General features: G+C 67.6%; 16 protein-coding genes. 10 read left to right on the forward strand and 6 right to left on the reverse strand.

Going from position 1 to position 16648, the window contains the following annotated elements:
• The first annotated feature begins 129 nt into the window (after window positions 1-129).
• Together VN779_RS07140 and VN779_RS07145 are read left to right on the forward strand one after the other, a co-directional pair.
• The gene (locus tag VN779_RS07140) at window positions 130-1107 is read left to right on the forward strand and encodes an acyl-CoA desaturase (RefSeq protein WP_325721394.1); all 978 of its coding nucleotides are present in this window, start codon (window positions 130-132) and stop codon (window positions 1105-1107) included.
• A 7-nt stretch (window positions 1108-1114) separates the two neighbouring features.
• Window positions 1115-1792: a TetR/AcrR family transcriptional regulator gene (locus VN779_RS07145; RefSeq protein ID WP_325721396.1), complete on the forward strand. Its 678-nt coding sequence runs from the start codon at window positions 1115-1117 to the stop codon at window positions 1790-1792.
• Window positions 1793-1848: 56 nt separating this feature from the next.
• On the opposite strand, the gene VN779_RS07150 is transcribed toward VN779_RS07145, so the two are convergent.
• Window positions 1849-2709 (reverse strand): methyltransferase domain-containing protein, encoded by an 861-nt coding sequence (locus tag VN779_RS07150; RefSeq protein ID WP_325721398.1) that lies wholly within the window; start codon window positions 2707-2709, stop codon window positions 1849-1851.
• Window positions 2710-2842: 133 nt separating this feature from the next.
• Between VN779_RS07150 and VN779_RS07155 the strand changes: the two genes are divergently transcribed.
• Together VN779_RS07155 and VN779_RS07160 are read left to right on the forward strand one after the other, a co-directional pair.
• A complete protein-coding gene (locus VN779_RS07155) occupies window positions 2843-3355 on the forward strand; it encodes a MarR family winged helix-turn-helix transcriptional regulator (RefSeq protein ID WP_325721400.1) in 513 nt (170 codons plus the stop codon).
• Window positions 3356-3688: 333 nt separating this feature from the next.
• Complete coding sequence (locus VN779_RS07160; protein WP_325721401.1) at window positions 3689-4879, forward strand: endo-1,4-beta-xylanase; 1191 nt, start codon at window positions 3689-3691, stop codon at window positions 4877-4879.
• Between the two features lie 186 nt (window positions 4880-5065).
• On the opposite strand, the gene VN779_RS07165 is transcribed toward VN779_RS07160, so the two are convergent.
• The 3 genes from VN779_RS07165 to VN779_RS07175 form a co-directional block, all read right to left on the reverse strand.
• Window positions 5066-6805, reverse strand: a complete 1740-nt coding sequence (locus tag VN779_RS07165; RefSeq protein ID WP_325721403.1) for a sensor domain-containing diguanylate cyclase — start codon at window positions 6803-6805, stop codon at window positions 5066-5068.
• Window positions 6806-7124: 319 nt separating this feature from the next.
• Entirely contained in the window at window positions 7125-7649 is a 525-nt protein-coding gene (locus VN779_RS07170) for a PH domain-containing protein (RefSeq protein WP_325721405.1), read from the reverse strand.
• A 113-nt stretch (window positions 7650-7762) separates the two neighbouring features.
• Window positions 7763-8698 carry a biotin--[acetyl-CoA-carboxylase] ligase gene (locus VN779_RS07175; RefSeq protein WP_325721407.1) on the reverse strand — a complete coding sequence of 312 codons (936 nt, stop codon included), beginning with the start codon at window positions 8696-8698 and terminating at the stop codon, window positions 7763-7765.
• Window positions 8699-8846: 148 nt separating this feature from the next.
• Here VN779_RS07175 and VN779_RS07180 point away from each other — a divergent pair, with 148 nt between their 5' ends.
• From VN779_RS07180 to VN779_RS07200, 5 genes are all read left to right on the forward strand, one after another.
• Window positions 8847-10424 carry an acyl-CoA carboxylase subunit beta gene (locus tag VN779_RS07180; protein ID WP_325721409.1) on the forward strand — a complete coding sequence of 526 codons (1578 nt, stop codon included), beginning with the start codon at window positions 8847-8849 and terminating at the stop codon, window positions 10422-10424.
• Between the two features lie 149 nt (window positions 10425-10573).
• Window positions 10574-10813 (forward strand): acyl-CoA carboxylase subunit epsilon, encoded by a 240-nt coding sequence (locus tag VN779_RS07185; RefSeq protein WP_325721412.1) that lies wholly within the window; start codon window positions 10574-10576, stop codon window positions 10811-10813.
• Between the two features lie 63 nt (window positions 10814-10876).
• Entirely contained in the window at window positions 10877-11626 is a 750-nt protein-coding gene (locus VN779_RS07190) for a Maf family protein (RefSeq protein WP_325721414.1), read from the forward strand.
• 158 nt (window positions 11627-11784) lie between these two features.
• Window positions 11785-12552 carry a polysaccharide deacetylase family protein gene (locus VN779_RS07195; protein ID WP_325721421.1) on the forward strand — a complete coding sequence of 256 codons (768 nt, stop codon included), beginning with the start codon at window positions 11785-11787 and terminating at the stop codon, window positions 12550-12552.
• A 44-nt stretch (window positions 12553-12596) separates the two neighbouring features.
• Window positions 12597-13784: a hypothetical protein gene (locus tag VN779_RS07200; protein ID WP_414639602.1), complete on the forward strand. Its 1188-nt coding sequence runs from the start codon at window positions 12597-12599 to the stop codon at window positions 13782-13784.
• 51 nt (window positions 13785-13835) lie between these two features.
• Here VN779_RS07200 and VN779_RS07205 read toward each other — a convergent pair whose 3' ends face one another.
• Window positions 13836-15512, reverse strand: coding sequence for a hypothetical protein (locus tag VN779_RS07205; protein WP_325721418.1), 1677 nt, complete (start codon window positions 15510-15512; stop codon window positions 13836-13838).
• A gap of 49 nt (window positions 15513-15561) precedes the next feature.
• Window positions 15562-16236: a rhomboid family intramembrane serine protease gene (locus VN779_RS07210; protein ID WP_325721420.1), complete on the reverse strand. Its 675-nt coding sequence runs from the start codon at window positions 16234-16236 to the stop codon at window positions 15562-15564.
• Between the two features lie 272 nt (window positions 16237-16508).
• Here VN779_RS07210 and VN779_RS07215 point away from each other — a divergent pair.
• Window positions 16509-16648, forward strand: a 140-nt coding sequence (locus VN779_RS07215; protein ID WP_349260584.1) for a biotin carboxylase N-terminal domain-containing protein, incomplete at its 3' end; no start/stop codon positions are given.

The following is a 16648-nucleotide window of genomic DNA, read 5'->3' on the forward strand; positions in this document are numbered from 1 at the left end:
CAGCCGGGACCTGACGCCTCGTCAGTCACATCCACTTGCCGGAAGACCTACGCGTCCGTAACTTACGGAAGCGTAGGGGTCTTGAAACGGCCCGCGGGAAGTTGTGCCTGAAAGGGATCAGATACGCCGATGACTGCCTCCACCACGGCCCGTGTGACCAGCCCCGCAAGCGTCTGCGCCGGAGCCGCGCCGGAAGCGGCGAGCGCGGGCACGCTCAGCGGCTTGCGCCAGTCCACCAAGGAACGGGTGGCCATCGCCTTTTTCATCGGCGTCCCGTTCCTGGCCGTGCTCGCCGCCGTCCCGTTCGCCTGGGGCTGGGGATTGGGCTGGCGTGACGTGGTCATCGCGGCGATCATGTACGCGATCTCGGGCCACGGGGTGACCGTGGGCTTCCACCGGTACTTCACGCACAGCTCGTTCAAGGCGGTCAGGGCGCTGCGGGTCGCGCTCGCCGTGGCCGGCTCGCTCGCCGTGGAGGGCCCGGTGATCCGCTGGGTTGCCGACCACCGCCGGCACCACCGGTACTCCGACAAGGACGGCGACCCGCACTCGCCGTGGCGCTACGGCTCCACGATCCCGGCACTGATGAAGGGGCTCGCGTTCGCGCACATCGGCTGGCTGTTCGACGTCGAGCAGACCGACCAGAAGCAGTACGCGCCCGATCTGCTCAAGGACCGGGCGATCGTGAAGGTCTCGCGCGCCTTCCCGTGGCTGGTGATCGCCTCGGTGCTCACGCCGCCGCTGATCGGCGGCCTCTGGTCGTGGTCCTGGCAGGGCGCGGTGACCGCGTTCTTCTGGGGCACCCTGGTACGCATCGGGCTGCTGCACCACGTGACCTGGTCGATCAACTCGATCTGCCACGCGGTCGGCGAGCGGCCGTTCAAGTCTCGCGACATGTCGGGCAACGTGTGGTGGCTGGCGGTGCTGTCGATGGGCGAGTCCTGGCACAACCTGCACCACGCCGACCCGACCTCGGCCCGGCACGGCGTGCTGCGCGGGCAGGTGGACTCCAGCGCCCGGATCATCTGGCTGTTCGAGAAGTTCGGCTGGGCGCGCGATGTCCGCTGGCCGAGCGCGGCCCGAGTCGCGGCGCGCCGTACGGCATGATGACCGTGTGACGACACCGGGGCACGCTGCGCATCAGGGACAGGGAGCACAGCAGAGCCAGGGCGCGCATCGGGTCCGGATGAGCGGCAAGGAGCGGCGCGAGCAACTGCTGGAGATCGGCCGGGCGTTGTTCGCCGAGCGCGGGTTCGACGCGACCAGCGTGGAGGAAATCGCGGCGAAGGCCGGGGTCTCCAAGCCGGTGGTGTACGAGCACTTCGGCGGCAAGGAAGGGCTCTACGCGGTCGTGGTGGACCGCGAGATGCGCACCTTGCTGGACATGGTGACCTCCGCACTGACCGCCGGGCACCCGCGCGAACTGCTGGAGCAGGCGGCCTTCGCGCTGCTCGACTACGTCGAGTCGCACAGCGACGGCTTCCGAATCCTGGTACGCGACTCGCCCGTGGCGGCATCGACTGGCAATTTCGCCTCGCTGATCAGCGATATCGCCACGCGGGTCGAGCACATCCTGGGCGTGGAGTTCTCGCACCGCGGCTACGACCCGGCTTTCGGCGCGATGTACTCGCAGATGCTGGTCGGCATGGTGGCGCTCACCGGGCAGTGGTGGCTGGATGAGCGCCACCCGACCAAGGGCGAGGTAGTAGCGCATCTGGTGAACCTGTCCTGGAATGGTTTGTCCGGGCTGGAACACCATCCGCGCCTGCTGACGACGCGCCGGCGCGGCTAGCCGCTGCCGCCAGCGGTCACGGCAAAGTCGCTAGCTGATCGGAGGCGTCCGGCGCGTTACGCCGGTATGCGCGCCATGGCGAACAGTCTGCGGTACGGCAACACCTGCACGGTACGCCCACCGAGCAGTTCGGGCGGATAGGCGGTACGCAGGGCGTCTGCGTATGCGCCGGTGAATGCGTGAGCCGCATCGGTGCCCGGACCGCCAAGCTCGGTAAGCACCGGGCGCAGTGCGGTAGACGAGACGAAGTCGAGGACACCGTTCACGCCGGGCAACACGTAGTAGTACGTCGTCTCCCACACCTCGGCCGTCGCTCCCGCTTCGGTCAGAGCGCGTAGGTACTCGATGGGCTCGTGCGAGGCGGGGCGGAACTGTTCGCCGGTGATCCGGTCGGCCCACCGGCTATCGCGCTGGAGGTCGGCGAGCAGTGTGTGCGAAGGTGCGCCGAAATTGCCGGGAACACCCATGGCGAACCAGCCACCGGGCTTGACGTGACCGAGGAGGTTGCGCAACAGGTCAAGGTGGCCGGGCACCCACTGGAGCGTGGCGTTGGTGATCAGAACGTCGACCAGCTCGGCTGGCCGCCAACCCCGCAGGTCGGCGCGCTCGAAGGTGAGCCGCCCCGCTGTGGTGAGCTGGGCATCGGCGCCAGCCGTCGCCGCCTCGATCATCTCGGCGGAACTGTCGACGCCGATGACCTCTGCTTCGGGCCAGCGACGGCAGAGCTGCGCAGTAACGTTGCCGGGCCCGCAGCCGAGGTCGGCCACGCGGCGTGGCCGGTCAGCTGGGATGCGCGCGAGCAGGTCCTCGAAGGGACGGCCGCGCTGGTCGGCGTAGCGCAGGTACCGTGCGGGGTCCCAGGTGGTCGACTGGCTGTTCGTCGACCGGTCGTTCGTCGACTGCGTGCTGGATTGCATGACGCCCTCCATTATCTCGACATCAAGATACTCCGGAATCTTGGCAGCTCATATATCTCGATGTCAAGATGCTTGGCGTCAAGTGTCTTGATAGACTGATCGCGGATCGGTGGGTAAAGGGTGGAGGCACGGCATGTCTGAAGCGGCGCGGGACGAGGTCGATCGGCTGGTCGCGGCCTGGCGCCGGGAGCGCCCCGACCTGGACGTCCAGCCGCTCGAAGTGCTCAGCCGGATCACCCGGCTCGCCCGGCACCTGGACCGGGCGCGGCGCACCGCGTTCGCCGAGCACGGGCTCGAGCCCTGGGAGTTCGACGTGCTGTCCGCGCTGCGCCGGGCCGGCGCCCCCTATCAGCTCTCCCCCGGCCAGTTGCTCACTCAGACCCTGGTCACTTCCGGCACCATGACGAACCGGATCGACCGGCTCGCGGCGCGCGAACTGGTCGTACGCGGTCCCGATCCCGCCGACCGGCGCGGCGTGCTGGTGCGGCTGACTCCGGCCGGCCGCGAGATGGCGGACTCGGCGCTGGCCGGCCTGCTGAAGAACGAACGGGAACTGCTCGCCGCCTTACCCGACGACCGGCTCGATGAGCTAGCCGACCTGCTGCGCACACTCACGCTCCCGTTCGACGCCGCGCAAGGCGACTAGGGCCTGTTCGGTCTCAATCTGCCCGGTCTCGATTTGCCCGGTCTCAATCTGCCGGGTCTCTATCTGCCCGGTCTCGATTTGCCAGCTCTCGATTACACCGGTCCCGATCCGCGGTTCCGTCTATCATCCAGATCTCGAAACTTTCGGGAGCGGCAATCGCCAAGCTTGCCACCTGGATCGGTCGGACCACTCGCGATCGACGCGCTGTCGAAGCGTTTCGACCGTTGACACGGGATTCCGCCGCGCATACTTTTGCCTAGCCCTTACGTCCGCCACTCCGAAACTTTCGGATCGGGCGAAGCGGCTCTTTGGCCTTTAGAGGAGGCAATCGCAATGAGACGACGGAGTTTCCTCGCGATGGGTGCGGCCGGGGCGCTCGCGGTTCCCGGTCTCGCCACCCCAGCCGCCAGCGCCGCCACCGCCGGGCCCGCCCGGTCCAGTGGCGACGACTCGGATGGAGCGTCCGCGAACGAAGGAGCGCAGTCGCTGCGCGAACTGGCTGAGCGGATAGGTCTGCGCTTCGGCACCGCGGTCATCCCGTTCGACCTGGACACCCCGGATTATGCGGCCGTGCTGGCCGAGCAGTTCTCCGTGGTCACCCCGGGCAACGAGATGAAATGGCAGGTTGTCGAGCCGCAGCAGGGGGTCTACGACTGGTCGGGCGCGGACCGGCTGGTGAAGTTCGCCGAGCAACACGGGCAGTTGGTGCGCGGGCACGTCCTGCTGTGGCACAACCAGCTACCGGACTGGCTGACCACGGGCGTCGCGAACGGCACGATCAGCAGCACCGAACTTGCCTCGCTGCTCAAGCAGCGCATCTTCACCGAGGTGGGGCGCTACCGCGGCCGGATCTGGCAGTGGGACGTGGCGAACGAGTTCTTCACCGATTCCAACCCGTCCACGCTCAACCCGAACGACTTCTGGATCAAGAACCTCGGGCCGGACATCATCCCGCAGGCTTTCCGCTGGGCCCACGAGGCCGACCCGCACGCGCTGCTGTTCTACAACGACTACAACATCGCGGGTGAGGACGGCACGAACGCCAAGAGCGACGCGGCCTACGCGTGGCTGAAGCAGATGCTGGCCCAGGGTGTGCCGATCCACGGAGTGGGCGACCAGGGACACCTGGACACGCAGTACGGCTTCCCGACGAAGATGACTGACAACCTCAAGCGCTTTGCCGCGCTCGGCCTGAAGGTCGCCATCACGGAGGCCGATGTGCGCACCTTCGTCGACGGCCCGGACACGCAGGTGCCGACCGACCACCTGTCCACCTTCGCGCAGCCGTATGAGTTCTCGCAGATGCTCAAGGCCGCGCTCGCCGTGCCCGAATGCATTTCGTTCACGGTGTGGGGCTTCGGCGACAAGGACTCCTGGGTGCCCGGCTTCTTCACGGGCGAGGGTTACGCCACGATCTACGACGTGAACCTGCAGCCGAAGCCGGCGTACTTCGACCTCCAGCAAGACCTCAAGCTCGCGGCCTACGGCGCGCCGCGGCGCGTTCCGACCCGCATGAACCACTAGCGCGGGGTCAGGGCCCTCGTGGCCGCTTAACTCTCCGGGTCCCGGTTCGCGGAAGTATGTCGGTGTACTTCCGCGGAGCGGGACCCGGGCTGTTGTTCTTCGTGCGACGCGGTTCTTCGTTTGACGCTGCTCTTCGTTTGACGCTGCTCTTCGTTTGACCTTGCTCTGGCGCAGCAGCGCGGCGTCTTAACGCAGCAAAGCCGCGGCGAGCAGCGCGCGCAGCAACGGCACAGCCGGAGCGGGCTGCTTGGAGATCGAGTCCAGCAGCACCGCGACCATCCATTGCGAGCGGTCCGGCGCCGCCGAGCCGATGGTGACGGCTCCGGTGTACCCGGCGGCGGCGAGCTTGGCCGCAGCCGGCGGCGGTTCCGGCGCGTAGCCGTAACCATTGCCCGGCTCGCTGTCGAAGGCGCCGTCCGTCAGCTCCAGGAATTCGCCTCCGCTGAGCAGCAGATCCTCGATGCCCATGAAGTGCTCCGGGCCTACCGGCTGCTGCGCCGCGGAGACCATGCCTTCGTCTCCCAGGCCCGGCTCTGCCGGAGTGCGGTACACCGAGTAGCGCACGACGTTGAGCGGTTCAGCATGGCCTGGCTTGCTGTAGATGTACCAGGATGCTGCGTCGAGCCCGCGCGCGACGACGTCAGCGACCACCTCGACGCGGTCGACGATCGGTACCGCAGAGGTCGTACGGCGTGCCTCCTCGTCCAACGCAGAGAACGCTTCGGTAAGCAGTGACTCGACCGCGATACCGGTGCGGCCGCGGTGTACACGGCGATCCGGTACCGGAGCACCCGGCGACGGAGGGACAGCTCGCGGCGACGGCAGCGCGAAGACGGCTGCGTCCGGCGGCTGTCCGCGGCCCGCGACCACCGGGTGCAGGGAACGAGAGCGCTTGGCGCGGTACTGCGCCGCGTCCGCCAAGCGGAAGAGGCGGTCGCGCGTGATGACATCACCGATCCGATCGCCGGTGGATGCGACACCGCACGCCACGCCCTCGCCGCCACGCACGGTCAACGCCAGCGTGCACAGTTCCTCGGCGACGCGTACCGCATCGTCCGCGCCATAGCCCTCGATCAGAACGCAGAACTCGTCACCGCCGAGCCGCGCGGCGAGCGAGCCAGGCAGCAGCGCTGCCGCGGCTGACATGACGCCGGCGAGTTGTACGAGCAGCGCGTCGCCGTGGTCGTGGCCGTGGCCGTCGTTCATCCGCTTGAGGCCGTTGACGTCGCACACGATGAGGGAGACCACGGTGCCGTCACTGGCGTGCCGGTCGATCGCCGCGTCGAGCCTGGCGTCGAAGGAACGGCGGTTGGCCAGGCCGGTGAGCTGGTCGGTGTAGGCGAGTCGCTCGATCTGCCGCACGTGGTCGGCCTTGGCCAGGCCCGCGGCGATCTGCGCGGTGAGGGCCGCGGCGAAGTCGACGTCCTCGCGGTCGTAAATCGGCTGGTCGATGGTGCGGGCGGCGAAAAGCTCGCCCCAAGCGCGGCCGTTGTAGACGATTGGCGCGATCAGCGCGCAGTGCCGGCCGCGCCGGCGCAGCATCGAGACCCGCTTGGGGTCGCCGTACTCATCGTCGGCGACCTGGATCCACGGGCCGAGATCGTCCTCGCTCAGCAGGATTTCGGGGAAGTCGGAGACCGGATAGGACTCGTCCTTCGGGAATGCGGACTCGCCGGTCGCGAGCTTGCCGTGATTGGCCAGCACCCGCAGCCGGCCGGTCTGCCGCTCCCACATGGAGATCGAGGCGACCGCCGCGCGCAGATCGCGCTGGGCTTCGCGGGCTGCGATGCGGATGACGTCCTCGACGGAGTGCGCCGCGGCCATCGACTTCGCGAAACCGGTCAGGGCGCGCAACCGCGCGGCGGCGTGGGCCTCCGAGCCCGGCCGCGGCCTGGTGACGTCGTGCGCTCCGGTGACCTGACTCACCTACTCGCATAGAGAGGGATGGGGTTGGCGGGATGGCCACCTGGGACGTAAGAGGTCCCGGGCGGTCCCGGTAGGCGTCAATATGAGCCGCCGGCCGCATCCGGAGGCGTACGGACTGCAACGATACCGCTCTGAGGTGATTTGGAGCGACCAAGGAACGCGGCCGGGATCATCCGCACGAGGATCCGGCCGCAACCCTGATTCGCCCGCGGCGAACGCCGCGGATCACCGGCGCGCCGATTGCCGCTTTCCCCGCGAGCGCCGAGCGTGGGTCGTCTCGGATAAGACGCGGAAAGGGGGGCGCGCCGGTGCGGTTAAGTCAGTTCTGCTTCTGCCGCGCCTGGGGCGCCGGGTCGCCGCCGGAGATGAGCGTTGCCATCTCCCGCTGGGTCTCTTCCACGTGCGGGATGTCGTCGAGCTCGACCTGGCCGTGCTCGCCGGCCGATTCGACCACGAGCGTGCCGCAGCCGAGCATCCGGTCCAGCAGCGAGTCGTGCCGGAAGGAGACGTCGTTGATCTTCTCCAGCGGGATGTCCCGGCCGACCCGGTGGATCCAGCCGAGCCGGATGATGAGCCGCCGGTTGGTGATCACGTAGTTGCTGTTCAGCCACGCGATCCAGGGCCGCAGGGCGAACCAGAAGATGAGCGCGAGCGCGACGACGCCGATGGCGATCCAGCTGGCCTGCGCCCCGGTGCCGTGCTTCGGCGCGATGGCCACGAGGAAGCCGCCGATGCCGAAGGTCAGGATGAGCGTGATAACCGGCGCCACCAGGGCTTTCCAGTGCGGACGCAGCTGTAGGTCGATCCGCTCTCCCTCGGCGAGCAGCCGCTGTGGGTACCCCATGACCGTCCTTGTCCCCTCTTGGTTTACGTCCGGTTCGGCCGGGCGCCGATCCGACCGCGTGTGTGTATGGGCGAATCCTGGCATGCGAGCCGGACGGTGCGCTATTACTGCGCTTATCGCAAGTGCACAACATCTCCGGCGCCAATTGGCGTCGAAGCGCCATCGGCGGTGCGGATAAGGAGCCTGCCTTCCGGGTCGATGCCGGTCGCGTGTCCGAAAACCCTGCCGCCACCTGGCAATTCGGCACGCACTTGGCGGTCGAGAGTCGCGCACGCGCCCTGGTAGGCGGCGGCCAAGCCGCAGCGTTCGGCGTCACCGTCGGAATCGGCCCAATCGACGTACCAGGACCCGAAGCTACGCAGTAACGCACGCAAGAGTGTGTCGCGGTCGGTGACCTTAGCTCCGGCGAGAAGGAGAGAAGTCGCGTGCGGCGCAGGGAGTTCGTCGGCGCGCAGCGTGACGTTGATGCCGATGCCGATGACAACGCACGGCTGCGACGCGGTACCGCCCTGTTCGGCGAGGATGCCGCCGAGCTTGAGTCCGACGCCGTAACCGGAATCCGGGATGGCGTCTGATGAGAGGCCGCTTGACGAGGCGGCGGGTGATGAAGCGCTGCCTGATTCGCCGTCAGTCGGCTCGGCCAAGATCAGATCGTTCGGCCACTTAAGCGACACCTCGAGTTCCGCGGCCCGCGCCACAGCCGAACGCGCCGCGACGCCGGCGAGCAGCGGCAGCCAGCCCCAGCGCGCCGCCGACACCTCGGGGCGCAGGAGGATGGACAGGAACAGTCCGGAACGTGGTGGGGCGACCCAGGATCGGCCGAGGCGTCCCTTGCCAGCAGTCTGCGACTCCGCGACGACGACCGAGCCGTGCGGGGCGCCGTCATCCGCGGCCTCGAGGAGGGCGGTGTTGGTGGAATCGACCTCCGGGAGTACACGCAGCGCAGCGATGCTGTGCCCGCCGAACCCGACGCCGGGAACCATCAGCGCGCGTTGGAGACGGTGCTCGTTCAGCGGCGGGCGATTGAGATCGCTGTAGACGGAGGCCATGGTCGCAGCCTATGGCGCGGCCCGAACCTTGTCGCGGAGCGGTGCCGGGAGTCGCCCGCGAAGCGCTCATATACATTGTCTCCAGCCCCCGGAGCGACGTGCTTGTCGACCGGGAGGTTCCGGACCGTTCAGGGAGTGACGAGCGACGATGGCCGAAGAGATCGACATCCACACGACCGCGGGCAAGCTCGCCTTGCTGCGTACGCACCTTGACGAGGCGGTACACGCCGGTTCCGAGAGTGCACAGGAGAAGCAGCACGCCAAGGGCAAGCTGACCGCGCGTGAGCGCATCGAGCTGCTGTTCGACGAGGGCTCCTTCCAGGAGCTGGACGAGTTGGCCCGGCACCGCTCGACGAACTTCGGCATCGAGAAGAAGCGGCCGTACACCGACGGCGTGGTCACCGGTTACGGCACCGTGGACGGCCGCGCGGTGTGCGTGTTCTCTCAGGACTTCAACGTTTTCGGCGGCTCGCTCGGCGAGGTGAACGGCGAGAAGATCGCCAAGGTGATGGACCTGGCGATGAAGATCGGCTGTCCGCTGGTCGGCTTCAACGACGGCGGCGGCGCCCGGATCCAGGAGGGCGTGGTCTCGCTCGGCGCGTTCGGGGAGATCTTCCGGCGCAACGTGCACGCCTCCGGCGTCATCCCGCAGATCTCGCTGATCGTCGGTCCCGCGGCGGGCGGCGCGGTCTACTCCCCCGCGCTGACCGACTTCATCGTGATGGTCGACAAGACCTCGAACATGTACATCACCGGGCCCGACGTGATCAAGACGGTGACCGGGGAGGACGTCGGCCACGAGGAGCTTGGTGGGGCGCACGCGCACAACACCAAGTCCGGGGTCGCGCACTACCAGGCCGCCGACGAGAAGGACGCGATCGAGTACGTCAAGGGTCTGCTGTCCTTCCTGCCGCAGAACAATCTGGAGGACCCGCCGGTCTTCGAGCTCGACAACGACCTGGCCGAGTCCGAGGTCGACCTGGAGCTCAACTCGCTGGTCCCGGATTCGGCGAACCAGCCCTACGACATGCACCGAGTCATCGAGCACGTACTCGACGAGGGCGACTTCCTGGAGGTGCATCCGCTGTTCGCGCAGAACATCGTGGTGGGCTTCGGACGGGTCGAGGGGCACTCGGTCGGCGTCGTGGCCAACCAGCCGATCATGAAGGCCGGATGCCTCGACATCGACGCCTCGGAGAAGGCGGCCAGGTTCATCCGCACCTGCGATGCCTTTAACATCCCGATCCTGACCTTCGTCGACGTGCCCGGCTTCGTGCCCGGTACGGACCAGGAGTGGGACGGCATCATCCGGCGCGGGGCGAAGCTGCTGTATGCGTACGCGGAAGCGACTGTGCCCATGATCACGGTCATCACGCGTAAGGCATACGGCGGTGCGTATGACGCGATGGGTTCCAAGCATCTCGGTGCGGACATCAACGTCGCCTGGCCTACGGCGCAGATCGCGGTCATGGGTGCATCGGGTGCGGTAGACGTGTTGTACAAGCGTGACCTCGCGGCGTCCGAGGACCGGGCGGCGATGCGTACCGACCTGATCACGAACTACGAAGACACGTTGATGAACCCGTACATCGCGGCGGAGCGCGGGTACGTTGACTCGGTGATCGAGCCCTCGCAGACCCGGGCGTTCGTCACGCGAGCGTTGCGAACGCTGCGGACCAAGCGTGCGCAATTGCCGCCCAAGAAGCACGGGAACATCCCGCTGTGACGGCGATCGGTGCGATGGTGGCCAAGGCGGCGGTGACTAAGGCGGCGGTGACTAAGGTGACTGCGGCTTCGGGAACGCGCGGCGCAGACCATGCGCGCGGCGCAGACCATGCGCGCAGCGCGGAGAACGCAGCGGGGAGGGAGGGCGCAGTGAACGCGGAGGACACCGAGAGCGATTCGGCGGTACTCAAGGTGGTGCGCGGCGAGCCGAGCGCCGAAGAACTCGCGGCTTTGGTCGCGGTGATCGCGAGCCGGGCGGCCGACGCAGCCGCGGTCGGCGAGCCCGTCGCGGCGCCGAAGGTCTCCGGCTGGACCGACCGGTCGCGGTACATGCGCTCGCCCGGCAGGCCGTTCCCCGGCGGTTGGCGGTCCTCCACGCTCCCGCGCTGATCGCGAGCCAGCCGCACCGCACCGCACCGCATTAGACCATCCGGCAACCGGAAAGTAGCGATCTTGAGACTGGTTCTGGCCTCGCAGTCAACTGCCCGACTGACTCTGTTGCGCAACGCGGGCTTCGCCCCGGAGGCGATCGTCAGCGGCGTGGACGAGGACGCCTTCGATGCCACGAGCCCGGTGGAGCTGGCGCTGATTCTGGCGCGGGCCAAGGCGAGAGCCGTGGCCCAGCGGGTCGAGCCCGGCGCGTTGGTGATCGGCTGCGACTCGGTACTCGACCTGGACGGCGGTGCGTTCGGGAAGCCGACCGACGTGGAGGACGCCATCGGGCGCTGGAAGGCGATGCGGGGGCGGCAGGGCATCCTCGTCACTGGCCACTGCCTGATCGACACCCGGCCACTCGAAGAAGCTGGCGCCGTGCCCGACGGGGATGCCGAGCCGGCTGCGGACGATCAGTCGGACAGCATTGACGGCGGCAGCAACAGCGGCGGCGGCGGAAGCGGAAGTGGCGGAAGTGGCGCTGCTGGCAATGGCAGCGCTGGTGAGTGGCGCGAAGTCACCCGAGCGGGCGCAACCTTGGTCCAGTTCGCCGAGGTCTCGGACGCCGAGATCGAGGCTTACGTCGCGACCGGCGAGCCGCTGCAGGTAGCCGGGGCGTTCACGCTGGACGGGATCGGCGGGTCGTTCGTCGAGTCGATCGGCGGCGATCCGTCCAACGTGATCGGACTTTCGCTGCCGCTGCTGCGCGGGATGCTCGCCGAGTTCGGCATCTCGGTCGCCGACCTGTGGTCAGATCCCCTGAAGGGTTGAGCGCTTCACTCCGTTAGCCGAAAGAGGCGATTACCTGCTGACTCGGCCTCACATAGGGTCGGTGCGTGAGTGTCCCGGACGACGAGCCGCGGCGCGCCGTCAACTGGTCGCGCAGGGACGCGCTGCGCGCGGCGTGGACGGCCTGTGCAGTCGCCACTGTGACGGAGGGCTGCTCGTCGCCAAGCAGCGGAGGTCACCCGGCCGGCGCAGGGGGATCGGGAGTCGCGCATTCGGGCCCTTCGGCAACATCGACTGCGCCGGGTGCTGGCACGTCCTCAGGTGCCTCCGCATCCGGCAATGCGGTACCGAGCGCCAGCGCCGCAGTCGCTAACGGCGTCGCGCTCACCTTCCATGGCGACGGCACTGCCTCGCTTGCTACCGCACTGCTCTCGGAGGCGGAGCGGGCCGGCGCGCGTGTCACGGTCCTGGCCGTGGGCCGCTGGCTCGGCGAGTATCCGCAGATGGCTCGGCGAGTGCTTGATGGCGGGCACGAACTCGGCAATCACACTGAGCATCACATCGACATCGACGCGCTGAGCTCAAGTGCCGCCTACGCCGAGATCGAGGATTGTGCAGCCCGCTTGCAAAGGCTGACCGGCTCGCGCGGCCGCTGGTTCCGTCCGTCACAAGCGCAGCACGCCACAACTACTGTTCGGGCGGCAGCTGCCCGCGCTGGTTATCCGACCGTGCTTTCGTACGATCTCGACTCGCTCGACTACACCGATCCCGGCACCGATGCGGTCGTGCACAACGTGCTGAGCGCAGTGCGAGCGGGCGACGTGGTTTCTATGCACTTAGGTCACACCGGAACAATCACCGCGCTCCCGGCGATTCTGGACGGCCTGCGCACGCGCGGCCTGCAAGCTGTCACCGCTTCCGCCCTTTTCCCCCAGCCCCTCTCGATCTCGGAGGTAGCACGCCGGTGAACAGTCTCAGCCGACGCCAGGCTTTGTTCGGCGGCGCGGTCGTGATGACGACGGCAGTCGTCGTGGTCGGCGGATGCGCGCTATCCGGCTCGGGATCGAACACGGCCGGCAATTCGCGCACCACGCAGGGCGCGGCTGCGGCTGGTGCACCACGCCAGACGGCCAGCAGTGCGTCGCTATCGGCTTCGCCGACGATTGAGCTGCGCTCGGGTCTCGCCGGTATGCCCGCGTACAACCCTGCAGACCTTTACTTCGCCGATCGACCGAATCAGCTGTCCGACGCCGTGAAGGGCATGCCGTCGTACGTGTACGTGCCGAACAGCAATTCGGACACAGTCTCAGTCATCGACCCGGCGACTTACAAGGTTGTGCGCACGGTACCCGTAGGGCATCAACCGCAGCACGTCGTGCCGAGTTGGGACCTGCAAACGCTCTGGGTGAACAACGACCTCGGCAACTCGCTTACGCCGATCAACCCGCGGACCGGCGCGTTCGGCAAGCCTGTGCCGGTGAACGACCCGTACAACCTCTACTTCACTCCGGATGGCAAATCAGCCATGGTCATGGCGGAGGCGAACCGCCAGATCGTGTTCCGCGACCCGCACACGATGGCGATCCAGGACATACTGCCGGTGCCCTGCGCGGGTGTGAACCACGCCGACTTCTCGCCGGACGGCACGTACTTCATCGCGTCGTGCGAGTTCTCCGGCCAGCTGCTGAAGGTGGACACGGCCGCGCACAAGCTGCTGGGCGTCATCACGTTGAAGTCCGGCGCGATGCCGCAGGACGTGAAGATAGCTCCGGACGGTTCGATCTGGTACGTCGCGGACATGGCGACGAATGGGCTGTGGACGCTCGACGGGGACAACTTCAAGGTGACCGGGTTCATTCACACGGGGCTGGGCGCGCATGGCCTGTACGTGAGCCGGGATTCGACGTCGCTTTACGTGTCGAACCGCGGCGAAGGCTCGATCTCGGTGCTCGACTTCGCGACGCGTGCGGTAAAAGCGTTGTGGAAGATCCCGGGTAAGGCGAGTCCGGATATGGGCGGCGTGTCAGCGGACGGCACGGTGCTGTGGCTGGCGGGGCGGTACGACGCGGAGGTGTACGCGATCTCGACGGCCGACGGTCATCTCATCGCGCGTATTCCGGTAGGGAGCGGACCGCACGGCCTATGCGTGTACCCGCAGCCTGGCCGGTACTCACTCGGGCACACCGGGATCTTCCGGTAGGTCGGGCAGATAGGCAGGGCAGAGTGGGCAGGGCAGAGTAGGCAGAGCAGATCAGCGAGCGGCGGCGGGTTCGTGCTTGTCGCCCGGAGCCGGTTCGGCTTCTGACTCGCTCGGCTCGGCGGCCTGGTGCTCGGTCTTTTCGGACTCGGCTGTCTCGCCAGACTGGACAACGTCGCCTGACTCGGCTGTCTCGTTGGACTGGACAACGTCTTCGGATGGGGTTGTCTCGTCAGACTGGACAACGTCCTCGGACGGAGTTGTCTCGTCAGACTGGACAACGTCCTCGGGCTCGGTTGTCCCGCCAGACTGGACAATCGCCTCCGACTCGACCGGCTCCTCCGCCTCGTCTGAGTCGGGCTCAGACTCAGCTATGTGCGATTCAGTGCTCTCAGCCTCAACCTCAGGCTCGGCCTCTCGCTCGACCGCTTCTGGCTCGACCGACTCCACAACTTTCACAGGCTCCGCGGGCTCCGCGGATTCGGCAGGCTGCTCGGACTCCGACTCCGGCTCCGCCTTTGACTCCGGCTGCCCGGCAACCTCGGGTTCCGGCACTTCCTCGGAGTCCTCCGATTCCTGCGCCGCCTCGGGCTCCACTGCCTCCGCCGTCGCTGCCTCTGCCGCTTCTGCTTCCGGCACAGCCGCCCCGGCCGTCTCCGCTACCTCGACGACTTCGCCAGCCCGCGGCTCCCAGATCTCGCTCGGCTGGGCCTGCTCAGCCGACTGCATTATCGGCATGACTCCCGCGGCCATGATTTCGCGCTGTGCACGCGCCGCCGCGCGACGGTAGTAGCGCGCGCGGTACCGCGCCCGGTTGCGGCGTCTTCCGATGACGTAAAGCGCGATCAGCCCGAGCGAGACTACGAGCGTCAGGCCGATCGTGCCCGCCGCGACCGCCTTCGAGTCGGTGACGAGCGAGGTGGCTGTCCGGTCTGGCTGCGCGTTGATCTGCCCCGAACCCTGGTGCACGGTCGCGGAACCCGGCACCGTGTAAGACCACAGAATCGTCGAGTACGTCCAGGTCAGGGTCTCCGTCGAACCCGACCGGTCATCCGCGACCAACCCGGCGTTGACGAGCGCGTATTCGGCATTCCCGAACCCGCGCCCCGGACCGACCTCAATGTGCACGCACGGGAACCGATATCCCGAGCTGGCCACCATCGACAGATTCGTCGAGGTCGCATCCACCGGCCGGGTCACCTTCAGCTGCCCGAGGTTCGTCGAGTCGATCTGCGGCGGCAGCATCGCCGTAGGGCCGAGGCTGTTGATCGGGAGGGCGCCGACGTGGCCGACGTCCTTGGAGGCGCCGTTGATGCCCGGCAAGTCCAGGTCACCGCCGGGTCCCGGGGCCGGCGCGCTGCTCGCCACGCAGCTCGCGCTCGCGGTGTTCGCGGGCGCGCTGGTGGCGACCGGTGCCGGCGAGAAGGTCGAGACGTAGCTGAACTGTGCTTGTTCCGAGTGCTTCGGCGCGGCCGACTTCTTCACGCCCACCGGGATGATGGTCGAGCCGCCAGAGGTCGGAAACTGCGTGGTCGGCTGCCCTGGGAAGCTGAAGCTCGGGAACGGACGCGACGGCCTGATGAGGAGGTTCGCCGGCTTCGACGCAGCCGAGGCCGTGGCCGGGAAGGCCAGCAGGGCACCCGCGGCAAGGGCTGCACCGCCCACCGCCAGTGCGGCTTTGGCGGGGGCGGTGCGGAACACGCGCGAGGGGGTCTTCGGGGGTATCGGCACGACTGGCGCCACTCCGGGTCGGGACTGAATCAGGGACTAGGTAGGTGGGTCAGGCGGGTTCCGGCTCTGCGTCGAGTCGTCTGCCTCGCCGCCACATCAGCACCGCGGCGAGAATCCCGGCGATTAGGCCGCACAGGTGTCCTTGCCACGAGATGTGCATCGCGCTGACGGTCGCGGACGGGTACAGCAGGACGAGCGTCCACTGGTAGTAGACGAACACAGCGACGCCGACCGCGATCTGCCAGACCGCCTGCCACGGCGAGCGGGCGAACAGGCCGCGCACGGCGACGTAGCCGAGCAGTCCGAAGATCAGTCCGCTGGCTCCGACGGTGTCGCTGTTGGACGGCGAGACCAGCCAGGTGCCGAGTCCACCAACCACAACGATTATCGCGGCGGCGTAGACGAACCGCCTGATGCCGCCGAGTGCGGCCAGGAAGGTCAGCAGCGCGAGCGGCGGCGTGTTGCTCTCAATGTGGTCGAGGCCGAGGTGCAGGAACGGCGCGGTGATGATGTGCGGCAGGGAGGGGAGACTGCGTGCGACGATGCCGTACTCGCCATCAAGGCGGTATCCGTCGGCGGCGTTGAACGCCTGCACCACCCAGATCAGGGCGACGACGAAAACGGTGACCTCAGCCGCGACGCGCAGTTCGGCCAGCATCGAGGCGCCTTGCGCCTTGAGCCGGTCCGCCTTCCTCGTCTCCACCGAGCCGCCGGATATGGACACCCGCCGCCACCCTCCCCTAACGCGCCGATCGCGTAGTTCGCTTCGTGCTGATTCCGACCCGAGTCGTCATTCGCCCTCGCACCTTACGTCCCCTGTGAGAAGAACCATAGCGCCCACCTCATTACAAGGAGACGCGCAATGCAGCAGGATTGGTTGTGGGCCGCATACAACAAGTGGCGGCACCTGCGGTAGTGATCCCTCCAGGCAGCGGCTTCTCACGCCTGCCTACACTCAAGGGGTCTTCTCGGATTTTGAGATTGAGGGAGCCTGACGTGCGTAAGGTGCTGATCGCGAATCGTGGGGAGATCGCGGTGCGGGTGGCGCGGGCGTGTCGGGATGTGGGGGTGGGTTCGGTGGCGGTGTATGCGGAGCCGGATCGTGATGCGGTGCATGTGCGGGTGGCGGATGAGGC

The organism is Actinocrinis sp. (assembly GCF_035605935.1).
Classification (GTDB): domain Bacteria; phylum Actinomycetota; class Actinomycetes; order Streptomycetales; family Catenulisporaceae; genus Actinocrinis.

What these genes read in the sequence shown, in the direction of transcription:
- VN779_RS07140 (WP_325721394.1), top strand. Translation starts at nt 130, where the DNA reads ATGACTGCCTCCACCACGGCCCGTGTGACCAGCCCCGCAAGCGTCTGC.
- VN779_RS07150 (WP_325721398.1), bottom strand. Translation starts at nt 2,709, where the DNA reads ATGCAATCCAGCACGCAGTCGACGAACGACCGGTCGACGAACAGCCAG.
- VN779_RS07155 (WP_325721400.1), top strand. Translation starts at nt 2,843, where the DNA reads ATGTCTGAAGCGGCGCGGGACGAGGTCGATCGGCTGGTCGCGGCCTGG.
- VN779_RS07160 (WP_325721401.1), top strand. Translation starts at nt 3,689, where the DNA reads ATGAGACGACGGAGTTTCCTCGCGATGGGTGCGGCCGGGGCGCTCGCG.
- VN779_RS07170 (WP_325721405.1), bottom strand. Translation starts at nt 7,649, where the DNA reads ATGGGGTACCCACAGCGGCTGCTCGCCGAGGGAGAGCGGATCGACCTA.
- VN779_RS07175 (WP_325721407.1), bottom strand. Translation starts at nt 8,698, where the DNA reads ATGGCCTCCGTCTACAGCGATCTCAATCGCCCGCCGCTGAACGAGCAC.
- VN779_RS07180 (WP_325721409.1), top strand. Translation starts at nt 8,847, where the DNA reads ATGGCCGAAGAGATCGACATCCACACGACCGCGGGCAAGCTCGCCTTG.
- VN779_RS07200 (WP_414639602.1), top strand. Translation starts at nt 12,597, where the DNA reads ATGACGACGGCAGTCGTCGTGGTCGGCGGATGCGCGCTATCCGGCTCG.